1 protein-coding gene (running past one end of the window) is annotated in these 24,425 nt (G+C 72.7%); it reads right to left on the reverse strand.

Features of this window, described 5'->3' with window-relative positions:
• Positions 1–24,424, reverse strand: the 5' end (the start) of a protein-coding gene (locus tag ABT008_RS12510; RefSeq protein WP_350696018.1) for a DUF8616 domain-containing protein. 26,924 nt of this gene lie to the left of the window's left edge; only the first 24,424 of its 51,348 coding nucleotides appear in the window; the start codon lies at positions 24,422–24,424; its stop codon lies beyond the left edge, outside the window.
• Position 24,425: the final 1 nt, after the last annotated feature.

The following is a 24,425-nucleotide window of genomic DNA, read 5'->3' on the forward strand; positions in this document are numbered from 1 at the left end:
CGACGAAGCGGTACGCCGTCCGGACGACCTCGTCGGGTAGCGCCATCCGGCCGGTGATCAGCTGGCGGGCCAGAACCGGCCAGAGCTGCCCGGTCAGCAGGCCGGCGAGATCCACCCTCCCGTGGATCGCCGCGCGGAGCACCGCCTCCTGCCAGCTGACCCGCTCGTCCCGCTCGTCGGTGGCGTTGCTCAGCCGGGCGGTCAGAGCTTCGACGTCGAGGCCGGACGTCGACGGGTCGGAGGCGAGGATCTCGCGTACGCGATCCGGGCTCGGCATCGGTGGCGCCGCGAACGACGTGTGGGCGAGGGTGGGATCGGCGAGTACCCGCCCCAGCCCCGATGCCTGTGGTTCGGCGTGGTGGCGGACCTGTGGGCCGCCGAGAACGAGCCCGGCCGCTCGGACCCGCAGCGCTGGATCGGGGAGCAGCTCGATCAGTCGGTGTGCCCGGTCCCCGAGTCGGCGTGGGCCGCCCGCCCGCGACGGGTCCTGGAAGCCGGGGCCGGTGAAACGCTGGCTCCACCACTGGGGCGACAACGGCTGCCGGGCGGTCCGGACGAGTTCCACCGCGATCCGCACGCGGGCCTGCAGGACACCGGGCGAGACCTGACCGGGAGCCAGGACGAACGCGACATGGTCGCCGGAGCGCCAGTTCGCGCGAATGAGGAGTGAGCCATCGCGGTGGTGCCCGAGGAACTCCTCGAAGGAGTCGAACTCTCTGGCCGCGTAGGCGCTCTCGTCGGTGAAGGGGGTCAGTCCGGCAATCGTCAACACGTCGGCCTGCGTGTGATAGAGGTGAGCCAGCCGGAGGTAGGCGGCCGCGTCCATGCCGTACCCGGACCGCACGGAGATCATCACGGACTCCCCGGCGACCTGCCGAGGGACGATCTCCACCAGGCGGGCCAGTCCAGCCCAGTCGCCGCGACCGGCGCCGAACTCGTAGAGCAGATCGTTCCCCAGCAGAATGGCGCCGGGATACTCTGCCACCTGTTCTTGCAGCTCACGGGACTGTCCGCCGGTGGACAACCGCAGCGACAGCCAGATCGTCACCCCGGCCGGCTCGGGTGCCTCCGGCTGGAACGGCACCAGCCAGGCGCCGGGTACGCGCGCCCGCGCCAGCTCCTCTACCGCCCGGAGCGGGTTGGCACCGGCGGTGAACCGGTCGAGCAGTTCGGTGGCCTCGGTGGGCTCTGCGGACGCCAGCGCGGCGGCCTGGATCGCGCGGACGTGGTAACGGTGGAGAGACGCCGTGCCCTCCCGGTTCCAGACCCGCCAGAGCTGCTTCGGACCGAGGGCGTACTTCTGGTATACGGACTCCGCCCACGCCTGGTAGTCCGTGACCACCTGCTCGGTCGTGGGCTGCCCATCGCCCGACACGGCCGGTGGCCGCTGGGTGTTCGCGTACAGAGCCACCGACTCCGGTGCAGTGTGCAGCCGCTCTGCGACCTCCAGCAACCGGTCGACACCGAGCCAACTGCCGTCGTCGTTGAGCAGGGTCGGAAGGTTCGACGGGATGGTCCACGACCGCTTCACCAACCGGAACAGCCGATCGGTGATCGTGTCGCCCGACGACCGCCCCGGCCAGTCGGAGCGGGCCCGGATCGACGTGGCGACGTCGTACGCGACATCGAAGCGAGCGTCGCCGGAGTCCTCGTTCAGCCGGTCGAGACCGTCTTCGGGTCCGAGCACCCTCGGGTCGACGCCGAGCATGGCGGCGAGGGCGAACAGCCGGGCCGGATCGGTCACCCCCAGGCGGCGGGCCTGGTCGACAACCCCGTCGGGCACCGTCCCGATCCGGAGGCTGAAGGCGTCCACCCAGCCCGTGCTGATCCCCAGCCGGTCGGCCAACGCCGTTCGTGCCAGCTTAGACAGGTTCATCCGATTCGCGAGTTCTCGCAGCAGTTCCAGGTAACTGCCATTACTCTCCGAGGACAACTCGTCGAAGAGTCTCAAGCTCTCCGTCTCCGCAGTGGAGTCCAGTCCCCACTGCCAGGTGAGCCACAGCCCCCGCAGAGAATGGGCGCTGGACACCCGATCGCGATCCGCCCTGATCCCCTGGTCGGTCAGGAACGTCAGCAGCAGGTTCGTCGCCTCATAGCTGTCCGCCGGGATCGACTCCGCACCGCCCCAGATCCGGGTCAGCACGCTCGTCATGACCGGCTCGACACCCTGCGCCCAGAAATCGGCTTCCCGAGGCAGCACGGGAACGATCGGTGTGAGTTGGTGCAGGTGCACGCCCCACTGAGTGGCCAACTCGATCAGCCCGGCCTGGGGCTCGCCGGCGGGCAACCCGAACGCACGCGTCGCTGCCAGGTCCCCGCCGCCTGACCACCGGGCGTACTCGAGGGGCCTGGACGGCTCCACCTCCATCCTGGCGGCCTCGTCGAGTACCGCGAGGTGGTCCAGACCTGGCCGCCTCATCAGGTCGTGGTGGATGACCATCTCACCAACGCCGAACTGCTCACCGAACCACGTGGCGAACCACTGGTCGGCGGCCCGCTCGGCGGGCAACGGGCTGATCTCCGCGTAGTCCCGAAGGGGCCGGTACGGATCCCTGATGCGGTCGAGGAGGTTCACCGCGCTCAGCGTCCCCGGATACACGAAGACGTGTTGCGTCTCCTCACCCAGCAGGTCGTACAGCTCTCCCGGCGTCAGTCCGTCGGGACCCAGGGTCGACGGGGTGTGCGTGGCGATCCACAACGCCCACCACGGCGCGTCGGTCACGGTGTCGAGGCTGTCCCGAAGGTTCGACACCAGTTCCGCGACGGAGAGCCGGTTCTCCGCCGGTACCGGCGGCGGAGTGGTCGGCAGCAGACGCACCGCCGACCGGAACGGCATCAGGTCCCGCGAGTCGGCCGCCATCCGCCAACTCCATTCGAGCACGACCTGCGGCCGCACGCCCATCCGATACGCCAGTCTCGGCAAGTCGGTGGCCACCCGGCCGATCGTGCGGGTCAGGTCGAACAGCCAGTGCGCCTCGCCGTCGTCCAGTGCCATCCGCTCGGCCAGACCGACCATGCGGGGCAGGTCGGCCCAGGCGTTCGCGGCCAGGACCCGCACCTCGTCGGCGGTCACCCCGAACCGGGCCGCCCACCGGGCCGCCTGTTCCTCGCTGACCGGGGGCACGCTGCGGTACGACGGAGGCGGCGTCAGCGAGTCGAGGAACCTGCTGACGTCGTCCATCGGTCGGTCGCTGAGCATCCGGTAGAGCAGCAGCTTCAGGTGCCGGGACGACGAGTCCGCCAGCAGCGACGTGATCGGGAAGCCGAGGCGACCGCTCAGCAGAGCGGGCCAACCGTCCGGCTCACCGGATTCGCGATGGCCGAGTTCCGGCACCGAAGCCGGATCACCACGATGATGCTGCTCCCACGCCCAGTTGAAGGCCGTGACCAACAGGTCGGCCGGCAACGCCTCCAACAACTCCAACGACACGCCCCGGTCGTTGAGCCACCGCAGGACGGGTAGGTCAGCCGGATCCAGGATCAGCCGCCTGCCGACATCCGCCAACATGATCAGGTCGTTGTCGGTGTACACCCCGTACTGACGTAGCCGCCGTCGCAGCTCGGCCGACAGTTCCCCGGCCGCGATCTCACTCCGCCCGACCATCGTCGCGGCCAGCGCGCCACCGAACACCTCGAGCGCGTACGGGTCCACGCCGAGTTCGACGGCGAGCGCGAACCATGCCTGCCGGACCACGGGCACCTGCACCGCACTCGACGGGTTCGCGCGCAGCGACGCCAGTTCCCGGCGGAGTCCGGCGACCTCGATGCGAAGTGCGGCTACTTCCCGCGCCGCACGACGTCTCTCATCGGCGGCGCCGGCCAACGCGGCGCGCACCTTGTCGACGTCCGCCGACACCGTCGCCAGTTCCGCCTGCACGTCGGCGAGTCGCGTGACCGGTGCCGCAGCGTCGGGAAGCGACTCCTGGTGTGGGTGCACCCGACGTCGCAGTTCCTCCGCGTGACCCCGGAGACCTTCCGCCTTCTGGTCGAGGCCGGTCGCCTTGGACTGCCAGTAGCGGTGCTGGTACTCCGCCGACCAGTGCGTCTTCTCGGCCTGGACCAGCTCGGCCTCCGCGTGCGCCAACGCGGCGCGCGCCTGGGTCAGCACCGCCGCCAACGCCAGCGGCTCGATCTGGGACGGCTCCGGCACCCGCTCGATGAGCTGCACCCAGCGCACCATCCGGTTCAGCCGGTCAGCGTCGGCGACCTGACCGTTCTCGTCGAGCACCGCCAGCGCCCCGGCCAACCGCAGGAACGCGGCGCCGTCGAACCCGTTCGGTTGATTCCTCAGCAGGTGGTCCCAGGCGTCGGAGCCGCCGAGCGCGTCGGTGAGCATGGCCTGCTGCTCGGCGTTCAGCCCCGACACCGACGGTGACTTCCGCTCGTAGGTGGGCGACTCCTCGTGCAGGGGACGGGCGTCACGCTGGATCCGGTCGGCGGTGTCGGGCGACACCGACAGCTCCACCGCGTCGTCCAGGCGGATCGCCAGTGGTGACGCGTCCGGCGAACCCGCCGGAGTCACCTGCGCCAGCAGGCCGACCCGGATCCGCTCGCGCGCGGTCTCGCCTCGGCCGGACCGGCCCAGCCGCACCCCGCCGAACATCGCCAGCTCGACCCGGAGCGGACCCGCCGCCGCGCCCGGTCCGCCGAGCGCACCGGGCAGCAGCGCGGTCAGTCCCGGCGCGGAGAGCGCGTGATGGATCCCGTCCACCCCGGCCGGGTCGGCCAGCACCGGGTGGTCCCGCACGCCACCCGAGGCACCCGCCGGTCGGTGCACTGCCCAAGGACCCGAGCGCAGTTCCGCGACCACCGCGTCATGCAGCGTCCGCGCCGCCGTCGGGGCGATCGCGCTGACCCGGACCTGTCCGTTCCGCACGTCGTGCCCGGTCACCGACTGCGGCCGTAAGCCGAGCGCGCGGAGCGTCTCCTGCGGGCCATCGGGCAGCGCCGGCACCCGCTCGACGCCGGTGGGAGCCGTCCGGGGCATCGGCTGCGCCAGCACCTCGTCCGCCACCGTGACCCGCTGGTCGAGCAGCACCGCGCGGGTCTGCGGCAGATCCGTGACCGGTTCGGAGCCCGTGCTCCCGGCCGGCACCGGCCCGGTGTGCTCCAGTCGCACCGTCACCAGCAGCGAGGACGCGTATCGGTGCGCACCGTCGGCCGACTCGACATGCCGGTAGGCACCGGCCGGCTCGGTCTGCACGACCAACCGGAACCGCTCGTCACCGCCTTCTCCGGAACGACTCGGCCGCATGGTCACACCGGCTCGAAGCTGCGCGGGAGACAGGTCCTTGAGGCGCTCGGTGGAGAGCAGCTCGGTCAACCGCTCGGCCGATCGGCCCGGCGTACCGACCACCTCCCAGCGGCTCCGCGAGAGTCTCCGCACGTACGTGCGGACCAGGCGGGTCGCCGTCTCCGCCGCCGGATTCGGCACCGCCGGATCCGGTGCGGTCAGGCTCTCCTGGTCGTACGCCAGGGGAAACGCTGCGGACGGTACGAGCGCGGGCGGCGAGGATCCGACCGCCACCGGCGCCTCGGTCGGGTCGGGCGGACTGCCGTCCATCTCCACGTCGCCGTCGTCGTCCACCGAGGCCGGGCTCGACGCCACCGACGTCGCGGCGGACGCGGACGTGACGACGGGATCGGACCACACCGGACCCAGCCCCGGCACGGCCGGCCGGGAAGACCCGTACTGGTACGGCTCGTCCCTACCGGCCAGGATCAGCAGGGCAGCCTGGGCCCGTAGTGCCGGATCGGCGTGCAGCGAGGCCAGCCAGCGCCCGTCGGCTCCCAACTCCCGCGCGGCACCGCCATCGCGAGCACGACGGCGGGCCCCGGGAAGCTCGAACTGCCGGGCCCAGAGGGCGGCGTCCTCGATCGGGCGTCGGGCCGACCGGACGAGTTCCGCGATCATCAACACGCGCGCCTGGACGGTGCCGGGATCGGTTGGCGCGTCCATCCCGGTCCTGAACCGGATGATGTCGCCGGATCGCGGTGCGGCGCCGATCCACAACGCTCCGCGCTCAGCGCCGTGGTAGGCGAGGAAGTGCTCGTACGTCGGGAACTGCGGAAGGCTCAACTGCGCGCGATAGACGTCGAGGTCGTCGAAGGGTGCCACTCCGGCGGTGGTCAGGACGTCGCTGTGCGAGTAGTAGAGGTGCGCGAGTCGGAGGTAGGCGGCGCGGTCCGTTCCGTACCCGTGACGCACGTCCACGTGCACCTGGCGCGGCCGATTGCCGGGATTCGGTCCGAAGGCTCTCAGCACCTTCGTCAGGTCTGCCCAGCCACCGCCGTCTGAGGCGAACGTGAAGCTGACGTGGTCCCAACTCAATCCGCCTTGCTGGAAGGCGGCACCGGGAACACCGTCGAGAATCCTCGCGAGCCGCGCGCGCGGTCCATCCGCCAGTTGGCGCACCCTGAACCTGATGTGCACCCCGTCGGGCACCGCGACGTCCGGCAGGAACGGCACCCGGGCACCACGGATTGATCCGCGTGTCACCGTCTCGATGGCATCCAACACGTCCTGACCGGTGTTCGCGGCCAGGCGGCTCGTCATTCCCGCCAGATCGTCGCCCGCGTGCTGGATCGCCGCGAGGCGGATCTCGGCGACATCGCCCCGCGCGAGAATCGCGGAACCGTCGCCGTTCCACACCCGCCACACGTCGATCGGGTCGAGCCCGTACCTGTCGCGCAGGCGCTCCGTCCACTCCTGGTAGGCGGCGATCACCTGCTCGTCGGTGGGTTGTGGGCGGCCGGGAACGAACGGCGGCCGGTTCGTGTTGGCGTACAGCGCCACCGGCTCAGGCCGCCCGCCCAGCCGCACCGCGATCCTCAGCAGCCGAGGCAGACCGAGCCACGAACCATCGTCGTTCAGGAGCTGCGGCAGCCTGCGCAGCAGCGTCACCACCTGGGCCGGTGCGACCTCGGACGACTGCACGACCCGGAACAGATCGTCGGTCAGGGTGCCGTGCATCCGTCGGGTCGGCCAGTCGGGCCGGGCCCGGATCGAGGCGGCGACCTCGCCCGCCGCACCGAGGCGGTCCGATCCGGGTGTGCCGTTGAGTCGTCCGAGATCGTCGTCGGGGCCGAGGATGCGGGGGTCGACGCCGAGCAGGGAGGCGAGCGCGAACAGGCGCGCGGGGTCCGCCACGCCCAGCAGGGCGGCCTGCTCGACGATGCGCGTCGGCACCGAGCCGATCCGGAGGCTGAGCGCCGTCACCCACTCCTGGCTGATCCGCAGCCGGCTCGCGAGCGCCGCCCGTTCGTGCTGCGGCAGGCCCACCCTGCGAGCCAGGTTGCCCAGTGCGGTCAGATATCCGGCCTCGATCAGGTGCCGCAGAGTGGTCGCCCGCGAAGGGTCGGTGTCCGTCGTCCAGTCCAGGCCCGTCACACCGGTCATCCACCGGAGCAGCCGAGGATCGTCACCGGCGGTCATCGGAGGCCAGGTGTCGGCGGACAGGGCCATGTCCGCCAGGGCCCGAATCGGCAGGACGGCTGCGGACTGGCTCGCCGGGACTCGCTCCACCGATCCCCAGACCTGGGCCAGCAGACGTCCCGGCAACTCGTCGGCAGGAATGGCCGCTGTGCCGTGGTCCAGCAGGTGCATCACCGGTTCGAGTTGGTAGAGGCGCAGGTCCCACCGGCGGGTCAGGTCCGTCAGGGCAGGGGTGGAGAAAGCGTCCGGTAGCTCGTCCGACCGCATCACGGTCAGATCACCGCCACCGGTCCGCCGTGCGTGATCGAGGGCCTCGCTCGGTTCCGTCCCGAGCCTGCGTGCGTCGTTGAGCACCGCGAGATGGTTCAGCCACGGCCGGCTCGCCATGTCGCGGGTGATGGAGCCTTCGGGTACGGCGAAACGCTCCTCGAACCAGTCGCCGAACCAGTGGTCCGCGTTCCGCTCGGTCGGCAGGGACGAGAGCGGCTCGATACCGGCGGTGTAGTCCTCGGGAAGGTCCGCGACCATCTGGGTGAGGTCGGACGCGTTCTCTGTCCCCGGGCTCTCGAAGATCCCCGTCGGGTACGCCCGGATCCGGTCCAGCAGTTCGCCGGGAGTGAGCCCGTCAGGCCCCTCGCTGGACGGCGTGTGCGCGCCGACCCACAGGACCCACCACCACGCCTCGATCCCGTGAGCGACGGTGCTCTGGAGGTGCGCCACCAGTTCCTGGACGGTGAGCCGGTCGGCGTACGTCACCGACGCGTCCGGGGCCGCCACCAGGCGTAGCGCCGACCGGAACGGCATCAGGTCCCGTGGGTCGGCCTTGATCCGCCAACTCCATTCGAGCAGGACCTGCGGCAGCGTCCCCGCCCGATACGCGAGCCTCGGCAGGTCGGTCGCCAACCGGCCGATCTGCGACGTCACCGTCCACAGCCACTGCGCCTGCTCGTCCGTCAACCCCATCTGCTCGGCCAGCCCCACCAGGCGAGGCAGGTCCACCAGGGGATTCGCTGCCGCCGTCCGAATGGCGTCGGCCGACACACCGAACCGGGACGCCCACGCGGCTGCCTCCCCCTCCCCCACCGGGCGCGGTGCCGAGACGTTCCCGCCCTGCTGGAGGTCGAGCGGTCGATACCGCGCCAGATCGGTCAGGAACTCCTCGATCTCGGCCATCGGCAGGTTGCCGAGCAACCGGTACACCTGCAACCGCATGTGCCGCGACGGCAGGTACGCCGAGAGCATCGTGACCGGGAAGCCGAGCCGCGCACTCAACACGGCGTAGCGCAGGAGGTGCCTCGGCGTCCGGAAGCCCAGTTCCTGGGCAAGCCGGAGCACCCCGGCTGCGACCGCCGCACCCTGGTCAGCGTTCATGATCGGCACCGGCGAACGCCGTACCACGACGTTCACCAGGTCACGGATCATCAGCAGGGCGGACCACCAGTCCTGCACCGACTCCGACCACTGGCCATGCTCGTCCGCGGACGGCTGCGTGGCGCGGCCCACCGGCCGGGCCGCCACGGCGGCGTCCCGGAGCGCGTCGACGAGCCCGTTCAACGCCGGTACGCCCGCCAGACCGAGTTCCCGCGCCACCGACGCCGGGTCGTCGCCCCGGACGTGCTGTTTCGAGGCCCAGGTGACCGTCGTGTTCGCCAACTCGTCCGGAAGGCCGTCCACCAACTCGAGCGGCACACCCCGATCGTTCAGCCACGCGAGGGTGGGTACGTCGGACGGCCCCAGCGCCAACCGCCGACCGAGGCCGGCCAGCAGCGCCAGGTCGTTGTCGGTGAACACCCCGAACGGCCGTAGCCGCCGCCGCAGGTCGGCCAGGAACTCCGTCGGCGAGGCGTCACCACGCCCGACCGCCACCGCGGCCACTTCACCGCCCATCACCTCAAGGGCACCCGGTTCGACACCGAGCTCGACGGCGACCGCGAACCAGGCCCGCCGGACGGTCGCCAGCCGTTCCGACCCCGACGGATCGGCGACAAGACGATCAAGACCGTCCCGTAGCCGGGCGTCGACGTCGCGTCGCACGCTCAACTCGTTCAACGCGTGCGCTTCATGCGCGGCGGCAGCCGGCAACGCGTTCGTGACCTCGCCGCGCCGCCGGCGGAGGGTGGCCAGCTCGGATGCCGCCGCGCCGTCGGTCACCGTCGCGGACAACCGTGCGATCCGACGGTCGAGGCCGCGCAGTTCGGTCTCCAGGACTCGATGCTGGTACGCCGACGAGCGGAGCACCTCGCCGGCCCGTTGGAGGGCGTTCTCCGCCGCCGACAACTCCGTACGCGTCTGCGTCAGCACCGCACCGACGGCCAACGCCTCGACCTCGGACGGGTCCGGCACCCGCTCGATGACCTGCACCCATCGCGCCAGCCTGGCCAACCGTGACCGATCCCGGACCCGACCGCCCTCGTCGACCACCTCCAGCAGCCCCGCCAGACGCCAGAACGCCGGGCCGTCGAACCCGAACGGCTGACTCTCCAGGAGCCGGTCCCAGGCTCCCGTCCCGCCCAACACGTCGGTCAGCAGCCGCTGTTGCTCGTCGCTCACTCCCCATGCCGACGCCGCGGCCCGCTGATACGCCGGTGGTTCCTCGGGAACCTGCGACACCTCGTACGGCGGCGTACGCACATCGAGGATCTGATCCGCCAACTCCGGCGGCATCGACAGCTCCACCGCCCCGTCCAGGCGGAACGCCAGCGGCGGTGGTGCCCCGGCCGGACCCGCCGGAGGTCGAACCGTCTCCCGCAGCTCCACCTGCACCAGCAGGCCCGCCCGGATGCGTGCCTCCGGAGCACCCGCTCGGGTCACCTGGCCCAGGCGTACCCCATTGAACGCCGCCAGTCCGACCGACAGCGGGCCGACGGCCACCGGCTGCCCGTGCAACGCGTCGACCAACCCCGGCTCGGACAGGGCATGGGACAGCCCGTCCAACGTGACCGGATCGGCGAGCACCGAACGGGACCGCACACCGGCCCGCGTCCGCGCCGACCATCTCTCCGCCCACTGGCCCGAGGTCAGCTCGGCCACCACCGCGTCCTGCAACACCCGCACCGATGCCGCGACCCCGGCCACCACGACCTGCCCGGGCAGCGCGGCTCCTTCGGGCACCCGCAGCGCTGCGAGCCTGAGCGCCCCCAGTGTCTCGTCCGGACCACCGGGCAGCGCCGCCACCTGCTCCACGCCGCCGCGCCGGATCCGCACCCCCGGCTGCCGCAGCACCTCCTCCGTCACCGCGACCCGTTGATCGAGCAGCACCGCCCGCGACTGCGGCAACTCGGACGCGGACTCGAGCAGCGGCCCGACCGGCACCGGGCCGGTGTGTTCCAGCCGCACCGTCACCAGCAGTGGCACTCCGTACCGGTGAACGTCCCCATCCGATTCCAGGTGCCGGTAGGAACCCGCCGTCTCGGCCCGGACCACCAACCGGAACCGCCGGTCCCCGGTGTTGCCGACCGGACGCAGGACGACCCCGGCGCGCAGCACACCAGCCGGCCAACCGGACAGCGCCTCGACGGTGAAGAGGTCGGCCAGCGGGCCACGTGGCACCGGTCCGCCGGGTTGTGGCGCGGTCACCTCCCAGTCGTGCTCCGCACGCCCCGGCGCATACGCGTCGACCAGGGCCACCATCGCCCGCGCGACCGGCTCATCCGGTGCCTCCGTCGCGCTTACGGACGCGGGGACGGTCCGCGAACCGGACGGCGACACGGCCCGCGAGCCGGACGGCGACACCGCCCGAGACACCGCCCGCGAGGTCACGCGCGAGCCGGACGGTGACGACTCGGGCGACACGATGGCCACCTGCTCGTGCAGCAGGGGGAACGCCTGGGACGACAGGAGGACGGGCGGCCACGACCCGACCCGCACCGGCTCCTCCGCCGGATCGGGCGGGCTCGCGGCGATCTCCATGTCGTCCGGATCGCCGCCGGCCGAATCCGTCTCGTCCATCCCGGTCGACACCGACGCCGCCAGTCGTACCCCCCAGCCCAGCCGCTTGTCCAGCGCGGCGAGGTCGGTCCGCAGCCCGTCGAGCGACTCCTCGACCGCCGGATCGTCGACGAGCGGCGTCAGGAAGACCCGCTGCCGGCTCGGGTCACCGCCGTTCAGCTCGGTACGCAGCGTGTCACCGAGCTGGGCCAGCAGGGCGGCACCACCGAGGACCTGGTGGTCGGCGGCGGGTCGGCCGTCGAGCAGCGGCAGCCCGTCCGGGCCTGCCTGGTAACCCACCACCAGGACGTCGTCGATCTCGGCAAGCATGGGCAGTGCCGCCCAGACCTTGAGGGGTACGTGGCTCAGGTCCGCACCGGGCCACCAGAGGGTCGCCGCCCCGTCATCGGTCGCCCTCGTACCTTGGAGTATCCGGATCAGCCACTCGCCCGACCGATCGTAGGACGGGCCGAGCGCCGACCGGGAGCCGCCCGACATCGCCACCGGCTCCAGCACCCGCATCACGAGCAGCGGAAGCTCCCGGTCCAGGTCCTGGACGTGGCGTGCGGGAACGACCCGCTCGACCAGCGTCCTCGCCCGGGTGACGGCAGGATGCGTCGGATCTCCCGCCGTCGTGTGCACGTGCCACGCCGCACGCAGTCTCGGCATGGTCAGGCCACCTGGACCGTACGCGACGGCCGCCAGTCGTCCCGCCGCCAGCAGGGCACGCCGGGCGGCGAGCGCGCCGGAATCGGGTTCGGCCGGATCGCTCAGGCCCAGCCGGTCCGCCAACCCGGTCAGCGCGTCGACCGCGCGCGACGGTGCCACGAGCGGAGCGACCGGTCCGACGCCGGCCAAGTGGAGCAGGGCGTCCACCACGTAGTACAGCTCGTAGTCGGCGGACTCCACCAGCCTGAACGGGTTCCTGTCGAGGTGCGGGACCCCGACGGCTCTCCCGGATGCCGGGACGTACTCCGCGCCGAAGGCGAGGCGTACCAGCTCACGGTCGCGGTCCTCGACCGCGTGGAGCACGTCGTCGGTGACGGCCGCCGGAGTGTCGGCGGGTGCGATCGCCGGTCGGAACACGTGGACGAAGCCCTCGTCGACGGTGGCCCCGACCTGACCGGCCAGGATCCGGGCCAGCCAGAGTCCTGCGCTGACCACCGCCCACGGCGTCTCCTGGCCGGGGCTGCCGATCACCACGCGCGCGTGTGGCACGCCGGTCAGGTCGGGCTGCCCGTCGGCCGGGCCGATCCAGGCCCGGTCGCCCACCGCGACCACATGCCAACCCGGATACAGCTCGAAGGTCCCGACGCCCACATTCCGCATGAGGTACGGGAAGGGCATCGGCAGGAACGGTGGCCGCGAACTCGGGTGGAGCAGGTAGTAGGCGGCGAACGGGGCCAGGGTCGGCGCGTGCGTCCGGGAGAACGGCAGCAGGTGACGGGCGAACTCACCGGCGGGTGCCACCAGGTCCGGGGCGACGATCAGCCGCTGGCCGTCGTCGAGCGCCGAGGAGAGCACCGCCAACTCCTCGACGGTGAACAGCCGGCCTCCCGGCGCGCCGTGCAGTTCCACCAACGCGTGGGCGGGCAGCGACGACGCCAGCTCGGGCAGCACCTGCTCGGCGTCGCCGAGGTCGGTCAGGTGGATCAGCACCTGTGGACGACCGGGATGGGCGAGCCGAGGTGGCGGTGTCACCACGACGCCCTGCGGACGGACGACGCTGCCCGCCACGATCGCCTCGACGACGTACCCCGGAAGTGGCGGCACCTGTGCCTGCGGTTCCCGTCGCCAGTCCCGCGCCACACCGTCGGAGTCGAAGTCGAATTGCACGAGGTGTGCCTGAGCCTCCAGCGGCAGGTTCAGGTATCGGGTCATCGCCTCGGCGAAGTGTCGGAGCACGCCGTCGTGGCCCCGCGCCAATCGGCCACGGACTCCGGCGTTGAACCCGCCGAGGCGGTCGACTTCGTGCAGGAGTGTCGGCGTCACGTCGATGCGGGACTGCGCGGCACCCACCGCGGCGATGATCTCTGCCGCCCGAGCTTCGCCCTGCGGTTCCAGTTCCGGCCGCATCCGCCCGGCGATGCTGTGCCCAGGGCTGCCGACATCCACCGCTGTCGAGGAGAGTTCGGCACGGACTCGGGCGTCGTGGACGAGCGAATCCAGCGCGACGCCGTCGGGGCGGCCCGCCGGCAGCCGGCCGACGAGCGTGACCTGCTCGACATGGACCAGCTCGTGCATCAGCGTACGGAGCAGGTGTTCGACGGAGCCGTCGGCGAGCCCGATCGTCCACGACCGCCGGTCGAATCCGCCCAGGTGTCCCTCGGCCGGTTGACCGATGTGGAGGCCGTCGGGTCCCAGCTCGGGCAACCCGGCGTGCCGCAGGACGAGGTTCGCCAGGTTCCGCCAGCCGTCCTGCTGCGCGGCTTCTCCCGACCTGCCGGAGAGCCGCCCGTAGTCGGCACGGACCAGCTCGCGTACCGCCTCGTGCAGCTCGCGGTCGGCGGTCACGAGAAGCCGGTGGTCCAGCAGCGGATTCGTCGGCGCGAGCGCCACGGCGGCTTCGGCCGGCACGGGTGGGCTGGCGGTGACCTCGGCGGACTCGTCCGGTGCCGGTCCGACCCCAGCCGCGCCGGCACGATCTGCCGCACGGCCGGGCCGAGGTCCGGTGGCGACGCCGACCGGCACCGCGTCCGGCATGGTGTCCCAGGCGAACAGCCGGTCCAGTTGCCGTTCCCGCTCGATCGCCGGGCCCTCCAGAGGCAGCGCGGCGTACTCGACGAGTGAGGCGGCGTACGCGGCGTTGGCACGGATCGTCTGGAGCGCCAGTTCGGCCCCACCGCGCAGGGTCCGGGCCGGGTCTGCGTCGTTGGCCCGCTTGCGCTGCACGGTGTCCTTGTACACCCGGTACAGCTCGCGCCGACGCGCCTCCACCGCCTCGGTCGCCCCCCGATCGGCACCGAGCCTCCCCCGGTACAACTGCTCGCCGTACTCGTGGTCGTCGGTGCCCGGCACGGCCGGGTCGTCCAGCGCGGCCTGGAGCACCCGGTCGTCCTCGACGGCGAGGTGCCGCCGCAGGTCCGCCACCGTGCGGTGGGTGGCCGCCAGGTAGCGGGCCATCAGGAAGTACTGCTCGACGTGCTCCCACTCGTGGCGCATCGTGGTGACCACGGCCTGCCAGGTGTCCAGCTTGTCGGAGAGCAGCAGACGCCAACGACGATGTTCGAAGCCGCCGTGCAGATCATGGCCTTTGTCAGTGCCAGGACGGCCGGGGGCGTTGAGTGTCGGGTCGAACTCCGGCACCGGCACGTGTCCCGGCCCGGCCGGGTTGAGCGTGTCCGACAGGTACGCCCAGAGCTCCTCCTTGGCCTCCAAGGTGGGCTTACCGGTGAAATTGTGCCCGATCCGGCGCGCCGCCTCGTGGTACTCGACCAACCGGCGGTCCTCCGGCAGGTGGCGGTCGGGTCGCTCGGCGACCAGATCCTTCATCTCCAGCCGGCTCAACCGCTGCTCCGGCAGGCCGCGCAGATACGTGCTCAGCTCGTCCCACACCTCGCCGGGTGGGTTGCCCCCGGGCGCACCGACCAGCACCAGCGTCTTCGCGTTGTCGGGGCGGGCCAGGAACCCGGTGATCACCGACTCCGGGGCGCCGGGCGGGCGAATCCAGATCAGGTTCGGGTACTCCACCAGGGTGTGCCCGACGGCCATCGGCCGGGTCCGGGCCCTGTCGCTCAGGGTGGTGTCCTCGTCGACCAGATACCAGCCGTCGTCCGCCGACGCGCCGCCGGGCAGCCGGGGGAACGGCACCGGCGTTCCGGCGGTCACCTGACCGACCGGTACGGCCATGACCGCCCCCGCCGGCAGGTGCCGGTCCACGAGCGACCGCAGTTTCTCCGGCGTCACCCGCCGCCCGGTGCGCGGCATCTCCACCTGCTGCCGACGGGTGACCGCCGGGTCCAGGGCACGGAGGTACCGGCCCACCACCCTCATGTCGGTCACCGACCGGTCGACCCGCAACGCCTCCCGACCCGCCACCAGCGGTGCGCCCGCGTCCTCCGCCGACGTCGGGGCCGCGCCCCGATAGAGCCGGTAGGTGTCGGCCTGCTCGTGCCGGATCTGGTATCCCTCGGGGACGGCAGCCGCGCGCACTGCGGTCTGTTCCTCGCGGGCTTTCCGCTCCTGCTCGGCCTGCCATGTCCGCAACGCCTGGTCGAGCTCGCGCCGCCATCGGGCCTGCTCGGCCTGCCGGACCTGCTCGGCCTGCCGCGCCGCCTCCCGCTCGTGGATGACGAGCGTGACGCGCTGCTCGTACGTCAGGCCACGGCCCTCGCCCCGGCCTCGCAGCACCGTCCACTCGGCCTTGGTCAGCGGGCCGGGCAGCTCACGCGGGGGCAGCAGCACCGGTTGCCGGTCCCGGTCCAGCACGATCCGGACCCCACGGTCGCCATAGGGGCTGCGCCCCTGCTCGGCCGACTCCACCTGCTGCCGGAGCTGTCCGACCCGGGCATCGTCCGCGCCTACCGCGACCAGTTCGTCCAGCTCCGCCCGGCCGCGATGCGCGAACAACCGCAGTGCCTCCACCACGTCCCGCCGCCGCAGCGGCGACAGACCCGCGCCGAGCCCTTCGCCGTCGAGGATCCGCTGCTCGCCTGCGGACGGGTCCACCACCGCCGACACCAGCGGGAGGCCGTCCGACACCGAGACCGGTGGCGTGGGCTGCTCGTCGTGGGAGTGGGTGACCTCGCCGGTCAACACGGCTTCGAGATGGGCGATCCGGTCCACACGCCACAACCGTTGCGAGACCGAGCCGCCCGGCAGGGCGTCCCAGGCGCGCAGCTCCGCCAACTCCGCCTGCACCTGCGCGGTCTGCCAGGCCCAGTTGCGCTCACCGACGACCAGGTCGATGCGCTGGTCGAACGGCAGCCCTCGGCCCTCGCCCCGACCGGCCAGCACCTCCCGTTCGGCCTCGGTCAGCACCCCGGCCGGCGGTGGCTGTCGGACCGGCGCGACGGTCTGCACCGGCGGAGCCACCCGGCCACCGGCCGAGGCGTCGCCAACCAGGGCTTCCAGGTCGGCGATGTGCTGCACCCGCCACGCCTGATCCGGCGTCGGCTCGTCCGGCAGCGGCTCCCGGTCCCGCAGCTCCGCCAACTCGACCCGCAACTGCTCGGTCTGCCAGGCCGCGTTGCGCTCGGCGACCACCACGTCGACCCGCTGGTCGTACGACAGGCCCTCGCCCGCGCCCTGTCCGGCCAGCACGCTCCGTTCGGCCCGGGTCAGCGGCAGGCCGCGTACGTCACGCGGTGGCAGCAGTTCCGGTCGGCCGTCCCGGCCGGGCACCACCCGCACGCCCCGATCCCCGTACGGGCTGAGGCCCTGCTCGGCCCGGGTCACCTGCAGCCGTAGCCGGGTGGCCTGCCGCAGGTCACCCGGACCACCCGCCGCCGTCAGGTCGTCGATGCGGGTCCGCGTCTGCTGCACGAACGATCGCAACGCCTCCACGGTCTGCACCCGCCGCGCCGGTGACAGCCCTTCGCCGAGACGCTGACCGGCCAGGATCCGCCGCTCCGGCACCGACGGACGCTCCACCGTCGGAAGCGGCGGACGCTCCATCGTCTGCACCGGCGGCGCCGACTCCCCGCTTGCCGGGCGCTCGCGGACCACCGACGGACTCTCGACCGGCCGCACCGGCGGAACCGGTTCCTCGGTCACCGGCGGCAGCGCGTCGTGCTCGCTGACCACCACGGTCTCCGGTCGCGGGGGCGCCGGCTCGCGGCCGTGTTCCAGGACCTCCCACTCCACCCGCGTGGCGGAGGTACCGGGCGTTCCGATGTCACGTGACTGGATACTCGGGCGGCCGCGCTGGTCCAGGACGACCCGGAACCCGCCGTCGCCGTACGGGCTGAGGCCCTGCCTCGCCAGCTCGACCTGCTGCCGTAGTTCGGCGGTGCGGGCCGCGCCGGCCGCAGCAGCCGTCGGCCCCTCCAACCAGGTCTCGGCGCCCCGCGCGAACGACCGCAGCGCCTCGACCGTGAGCACCCGATGTCCCGGCGACAGACCCGCGCCCAGACCTTCGCCGTCGAGGATCCGCTGCTCCCCTTCGGACGGATCGGTGATCCGTCGGGAACGCGCCTGCAGGTGGGCCAGCTCCGGCGGCAACATCGTCGGCGTCTCGACCTCGGTCGCCCCGGACTGCCGTGCCCAGGCCCGCTCGTTGAGCACCAGGTTCACCCGCCGGTCCGGACGCAACCCGAAGCCGGCACCCCGACCGGCCAACACCTCCAGCTCCGCAGGCGTCGCGTTCTCCCACGCCCGCGCACTCCGGTCGGCGGTCGACGTTCCCGCAGGCGGCCTCGGCACCGGTACGACGATCGGCTCCAACGCACGCCCTGCCAACGTCGACTGGATCTCGGCGATCCGCTGCGACCGGTTCACCCACTCCGAGATCGGCTCACCGGGCGTGCGCACCTGCCGCCGCAGATCCGCCAACTCCGCCCGCAACCGCTGCTCGGACTGCCGCGCCCAGGCCCGCTCGTTGAGCACCAGGCTCACCCGCTGGTCCGGACGCAACCCGAAGCCGGCACCCCGACCGGCCAACACCTCCTGCTCGGCGGGCGTCGGGTTCTCCACTCGACGCGGGCCGGCACCGGACGGCCTCGACACTGGTGCCGGCTCCGGCGTACGGTCACCCAGCGCAACCTGGATGTCGTACATCCGCTGGGAGCGCCAGACCCACTCCGAGATCGGCTCACCGGGCGTGCGCACCTGCCGCCGCAGGTCCGCCAACTCCGCCCGCAACCGCTGCTCGGACTGCCGCGCCCAGGTCCGCTCGTTGAGCACCAGGTTCACCCGCTGGTCCGGACGCAACCCGAAACCCGCTCCCCCGCCATGCAGGATCTCGGTCTCGGCGGGAGTCGCGTTCTCCCACGCCCGGGCTCTCCGCTCGGCAGCCGACTCACCCGCAGGCGGCCTGGGCACCGGCACCTCGACCGGTTGCTCGCCAAGCGTCGACCTGATCTCCGCGATCCGCTGGGACCGCCACACCCACTCCGAGATCGGCTCGCCCGGCGTCCGCACCCGGCCCCGCAGATCCGCCAACTCCGCCCGCAGCCCCGCCTCGACCTCAGCCGCCTGCCGCGCCCAGTTCCGCTCGTTGAGCACCAGGTTGACGCGCTGATCCGGCCGCAACCCGGCGCCCGCGCCCCCGCCCCGCAACACCTCCGACTCCGCAGGCGACGCACCTGCCCACGCCCGTGCTCTCCGCTGCTCAGCCGTCTCACCCGTAGGCGACCTCGGCAACGACCACTCAGGACGCAAGCCCAACGCCGACTCGAGTTCCGCGATCCGCTGATCCCGCCACAACCACTCCAGCCCGTCCGGCTCCACCCGCGTGGTGGAGGGGGCACCTGGCGTGTCGATCTCAGGTTCGCGCAGCTCCGGGCGGCCATGCCGGTGCAGCACGACCCGAACCCCACCGTCCCCGTACGGGTTGAGGCCCTGCCTCGCCAACTCCACCTGCCGCTGCAGCTCGGCCTTCCGCGCCGCCCCGGCCGCAGCAGCCTTCGGTCCCTCCAGCCAGGTCTCGGCGCCCTGCGCGAACGACCGCAGCGCTTCCACCACCAGCACCCGCTGATCCGGCCGCACGCCCGCACCCAGCCCAGCGCCGTCGAGAATCCGCTGCTCCGCCTCGGACGGGTTCTGCCCCCACTGCTCTCGTGCCCGCAGATCCGCCAACTCCGCCCGCAGACCCGCCTCGATCTCGGCCGCCTGCCGCGCCCAGTTCCGCTCGTTGAGCACCTGGTTGATCCGCTGGTCGGGGCGCAGCCCGGCACCGGCGCCCCCGCCCTGCAACACCGCCAACTCCGCAGGGGACGCGTTCGCCCACGCCCGCGCCCGCCGGTCAGCAGCCGACTCACCCGCAGGCGCCTTCGGCACCGGCACATCCACCGGCTCCGGAGCGCCTCCGCCCAACCTCGACTCGATCTCCGCGATCCGCTGTTGCCGCCACACCCAATCCGAGATCGGCTCTCCCGGAGTCCGCACCCGACCCCGCAGATCCGCCAGCTCGGCCCGCAACGAGTCCTCAGCCGCTTTCGCGTACTCGGCCGAGATCCGATCATTGAGCACCACGTTCACCCGCTGGTCGGGGCGCAGCCCGGCGCCCGCACCCCCGCCCCGCAGCACCTCGATCTCCGCAGGCGACGCGTTCGCCCACGCCTGCGCCCGCCGGTCAGCAGCCGATCCGGGCGCTGGAGCCTTGCCACTGGCCGGTGCGGGTTCCTGCCCGGTCGCCGGCTCGGGTCTGGTGCCCTGCCCAGGCCTGGGACCCGACTCCGGCTGCACCGTCGCGGCAGGCCTGCCCTCGGCCGGCGCGACCTGGGATGGCGTCGGCCGGGCCGGTTGTTCGGTCGTCGACGCGGGCCGACCATCCCGGATCGGCGTCGTCGGCTCGGGCGTTCCGGTACGCGGCGTCGACGACCCTGCCGGCGGGTCCGTCCGGCCCGTGCCGGGCCCCGGCGCGGACTCCAGACGCTTCGTGCCCGACTCCGGGCGCTGCCCGAACGGCTCTCCAGGGCGCGGTGCCGGGTCGGCAGCCGGCGGGTCCTTGCGCAGCTTCCCGGGCCCCGCCTGCCCCGGCTCCGGCGACGACTCCAACCGCCGGGTCCCCGACTCGGGACGCTGCCCGAACGCCTCGCCCGGCCGCCCCCTGTCACCGACCGGCCGATCCTTGCGCAACTTCCCAGGCGTGACCTGCTCCGGCTCCGGCGACGACTCCAACCGCCGCGTCCCCGACTCCGGACGCTGCCCGAACGCCTCCCCCGGTCGCGACTGCCTCGGCGGCGTGGTGACGTCGCCCGGCGTACGGGAACTCTCTCCCGCCCGCGTCCCCGTGCCCAGGTTGACGTCCTCACCCGGCTTGGGTCCGCCACCGGGCTTGACCTCTGCGCGCTTGGCCGCACCCTCCAGGAGGTCCGCCATCTGTCCGTGCAGACTGTCGCGGGCCGCAACGGGCTGTCCGGCCGACCTCGGACCGGGCGCGGTGGCCGGGCCGGACCGCGCCCCGAAGACCTCACCAGGCTGGGAGCCGGCCGGCGTCCGGGTATCGACGGCCGACGGGCCGTCCGGTCCCCGCTTGGCACCGCCCTGCGGAGCACCCTCGGTGCCGGCGGACACACGCTGTGCCCCAGGTCCTGCGGGTGTTGGGGCTTCGCCTCCGACACCGCCAACCGTCCGGGGCGGGTCTGCCGCGCCCCGGGGAGCGTTCGTGACCCAGTCCGGTCGGTACACCACCGGCTCGAAGTACCGGTCCGGCGTCACGGTCTCGGTGCGGCTGCCGGCGCGTGGCTCCCTCATCGCCATCGAACCTTGCGATGGTCCGGTACGGGACGAGCCGCCGCTCTCCATCCCCGCCGAACGGCCCGGTCGCATGAACGAGCCGCTGTCCGTCCTCGGCGCCGGAGTGTCGACGGTCGATCGAGGCGGTGCCGTTATGTCTCCGGTACTGGCCGGTCCGGTCCCACCGCCGTCCAGCGCTCGCGGCCCAGGGGACGGAAGGCCGCTGTCGGGGGTCGGTCGAACCGGTTGGTCGCTGAGCTGGTGGCCCTTCCCGTACGACTTCCAGCTTTCCGGAGAGGAGGATCCGCCCGGAGGCCGCGAGTCCGGCACGGCATCCCGGCCGGCCGGCGGAGTCATTTCAGGACGGGCACCGCCCGGCCCCGACGGCTTCGTGACGGAGGGCAGCAAATGAGGATCGGCCCCGTCACCGCCCCGGCGGAACATGCCGCCGATATTTCCCACCGCGTCGCTCAGGCGCTCACTCAGCCCGGCGTCTAGCCGGTGGCCGGAGCCGGGGAACTCCCCCGGCCGGCTGGTCGTTCCGACCGTTTTAGTCTCCGGTGGGAGGAGTTGCCACTCCGTGCGGCTCTGGGCCCCGCCCGTCTGCCCCCGGCCACGGTCCAACCCGGAATCTGACTTACCGGGATTGCGCTCCTGCCATGAGTAGGTCCCTTCCGGATTTCGCCCACCAGCATCCGCATACGGCCGGTCGACCGGGTCTGGCAGCCGCACGAAGTACGGCCGTTCCGGCTGGCCAATGCCGGGCTTGGCGGGCATCGCCTGTTCCGGTAGGCGAACGAACTTGTCCCCGTTGGTCTCCACCCGAAACTCGGCCGGGAACTTCTCGACCCGCGAGCCTCCAGTCGGTCTCGATGAGGCACTGAATTGGTCGTCCCGGATCACCTTTCCGTCCCCGAGCCGCTGGCGCCCGGCACCGAGATCGGATGGATCCACCGAATGAGTCCGTGGCGACCGGCCTGGGCCCGCCGGGCCGTGCGGCTCGCCGCTGGCCCCGCCGAGCCGAGTGCCCTGCGGCGGCTCCGGCCCACGCTGCACCAACGTGAACTCGGTGCCGAACCGATCGGACCGAACCCGCCAGTCCCACTCGCCGGCAAACCGCTCGCGCACCGGGGGCGGCGGCGGGGCGTCGGGAGGCGGGAGCCCCGGAGCTTTCGGTTCCGTGGCAAGTCGTGGTCCCTTCGGCCCCACCACGGGTACGGACGTCTGGTCCGGATAGGGCGCCCGAGCGTCGATGCCGTCGGGCCAGGTGTGTCGCGGACCACCGGGCAGGGGCTTCGTCGGCACCGGGACCTGCTTGAGCGGAGCCTCGACCCCCGGCTGACCACTGAACTGCCGACCCGCGCCACCCTGCGCGTCACCGCCGACGGGACGCCGTGGGGTCAGGTCGGCGATGTGATCGTCCAGGCGCTGCACGACGAAGGCGTTGCCACCGGTGGGCTGCCCGCCGGGGCTGTCGGCGAGGATCCGTTCGCGCAGCGCGCGCATCTCGGTCAGCGTGCCCGGCCGGCTGGACTGCGACACCCCGGGTTGCCCCTTGCCGCCGCCGCCCTCGGCGATGAGGTCGCGGATCCGCGCGTCGAGGTTGGCCTGTGCCGGGTTGGTCTTGCCCGGCACCGGAGCACCCTTCGAAGACGCGCCGACCGGGGCGGTGTCCGTGGACGACTTGCCCGGTCCGACGACCGGCGGCTGGTCACCGGTGGTGCCGCCCGGACGGGAGCCGGGCGCGACGTCGGCCGGGACCTGTTCGGGTGTGTCCGGCCGGGTCGCCGCGTGCGAGGTGGGTCGGGGTGACGTGACCGGAGTGTCCGGCCGGACGGTCGGTGGCTCACCGGAGACGGGTGCCCGGTCCAGCGGTGGTCTCGTGGTGACCGGGGTCCTGACGTCGGCCGGCAGGTCGTTCGCCGCGAGGTTGCCCCGTGGGCCGGGCTGCCCGGCAGGTGGTACCGGTGTGGACGGCTCGGGGGTGGCCGGTCTCGGGGCGGGCGTGGGGACGTCGACCACCTGGTTGGCCGGGATTCCCTCGACGGGACGCCCTGGACGCGGGGCCCCACCGACGGTGCCGCCGCCGGGCGTGTTCACCGGGTTCCCCTCGACCCCCGGCTGGACCGGGCGGGCGGGCGGCGGAACCGACACGGTGGGGTCGGGAGTACCTCCGGCAGGTCTGCCGCCCGGCAGTGGCACGTCCGTCACCGAGCCGACGCCGCCCGGCCGGACCACGGGCGGGTCGACAACCACGCCCTGGCCGGGCGGCGGCGTGCCGGACCGGGCCGGTGTGGGAGCGTTCGGGGACACGTCCCGGGCAGGGCCGTTGCCGGGTACGTCCCGCGCTCCGCCCGGGGTCGCGGGCAGGTCGGGACTGGCGGCAGGCGGGCGTCCTCCGCCGGGAGTGACAGGCACGTCGGGGCTGGCGGCGGGCGGCCGTCCTCCGGGCATCGGCTCGGGCGTCAACTGCGACGGCGGTCGAGGGTCGGCGGCGACGGCGCGCGGGGGCGGCGCAGGTCCGTCCACTCCGGCCATCGCCGGTCCACCCGGCGTCCGCGTACCGACGGGTGGAACACCCGCGTCGGCCTTCGGCGGTGGGGTGGTGCGGGCCGGCGGCGGCAGGCTGCTGGCCGCGTTGCCGTTGCCGACCGCCGGTGGCCGACCGTCGGGCTGCGGCACCCCGGCCCGGGGTTGCGGTTGGGCTGGTGGTGGCGTGTTCACCGGGCCGTCGAGGCGGGCCGGTGGCGGTGTGGTCCGCGCCGGTGCGCCGCCGAGCGCCGAGGGTGGGGGTTGGTCGACCGTGGTGGGTCGGGTGGTCCGCGTCGGCGCGGCGCCACCGGCGTTTCCCCGCCCGCCGACCGGGCGGACCGGTGGCGGCGTCGAACTGGCACTGACCGGGCCCGGCGTCGGGGGCCGGCCACCGACAGCACTGTACGGGGGTGGTGCGCCGAGCGGAGGTCCGTCCGGCGAGCCGACGCCCGGTATGTCGCCACGACCGGTCCGTACGTCCGGCGTGGGGGTGTCGCCGGGCCTCCCACCGGTGTTCGTGCCGTCCAGGCCCTTGACCGTCGGCACGTCGGTCGACTTCGGCCCGCCACCGCCGACCTTGCCGAGTCCCCGGGTGGAGAGTCCGAACAGTCCGCCCAGACCGGCGGCGGCACCGACGCTGATCCAGCTCTCGTTGGTGATCTCGAACTTGCCGTCGACGTGCGACGCGATCGCCTGGGCGAAGACCTCGGCGGCGAGCTGGGTGGACCCGAACACGGCTGCGCCGAGACCGAACTGGAACGACAGGTTGATGATGGCCCGCAGCGCCGTGGCGAGACCGGCGACCGCCCGCGCCATCGCCGCGACGAGCGCGGCAAGCGCCGGGCCGATCGCGAAACCGACGATGAAACCGAAGAGCAGTCCGAAGATGACGCTCAGGATGGTGACCAGGGACTGTTTGCGGAGCTCTTCGAGCTTCTTGCGGATCTCGTCCGCCATCTTGCGCAACCGCCGGGCCCAGCGGCGGCACAACTCGGCGGTGTTGCGGAGGTTCTTCTCGAGATTGGGCAGCGTGCGGGTGGCCGCCGCCCGCCCGCTGCCCTGCCAGTTGCCGACCTGGTTCAGGGCCTTCGACGGTACGAGGCGCAACCGGTCGAGATCCTCGGCCTTGGCCTCCCACTGCGCGGCGAGCGCATCGAGTTTGTCAGGATCCGGATGGGTGTCGCTCGCCATC

This window comes from Micromonospora sp. NPDC002389 (assembly GCF_040296095.1).
In the GTDB taxonomy this organism is placed as follows: Bacteria; Actinomycetota; Actinomycetes; order Mycobacteriales; family Micromonosporaceae; genus Micromonospora.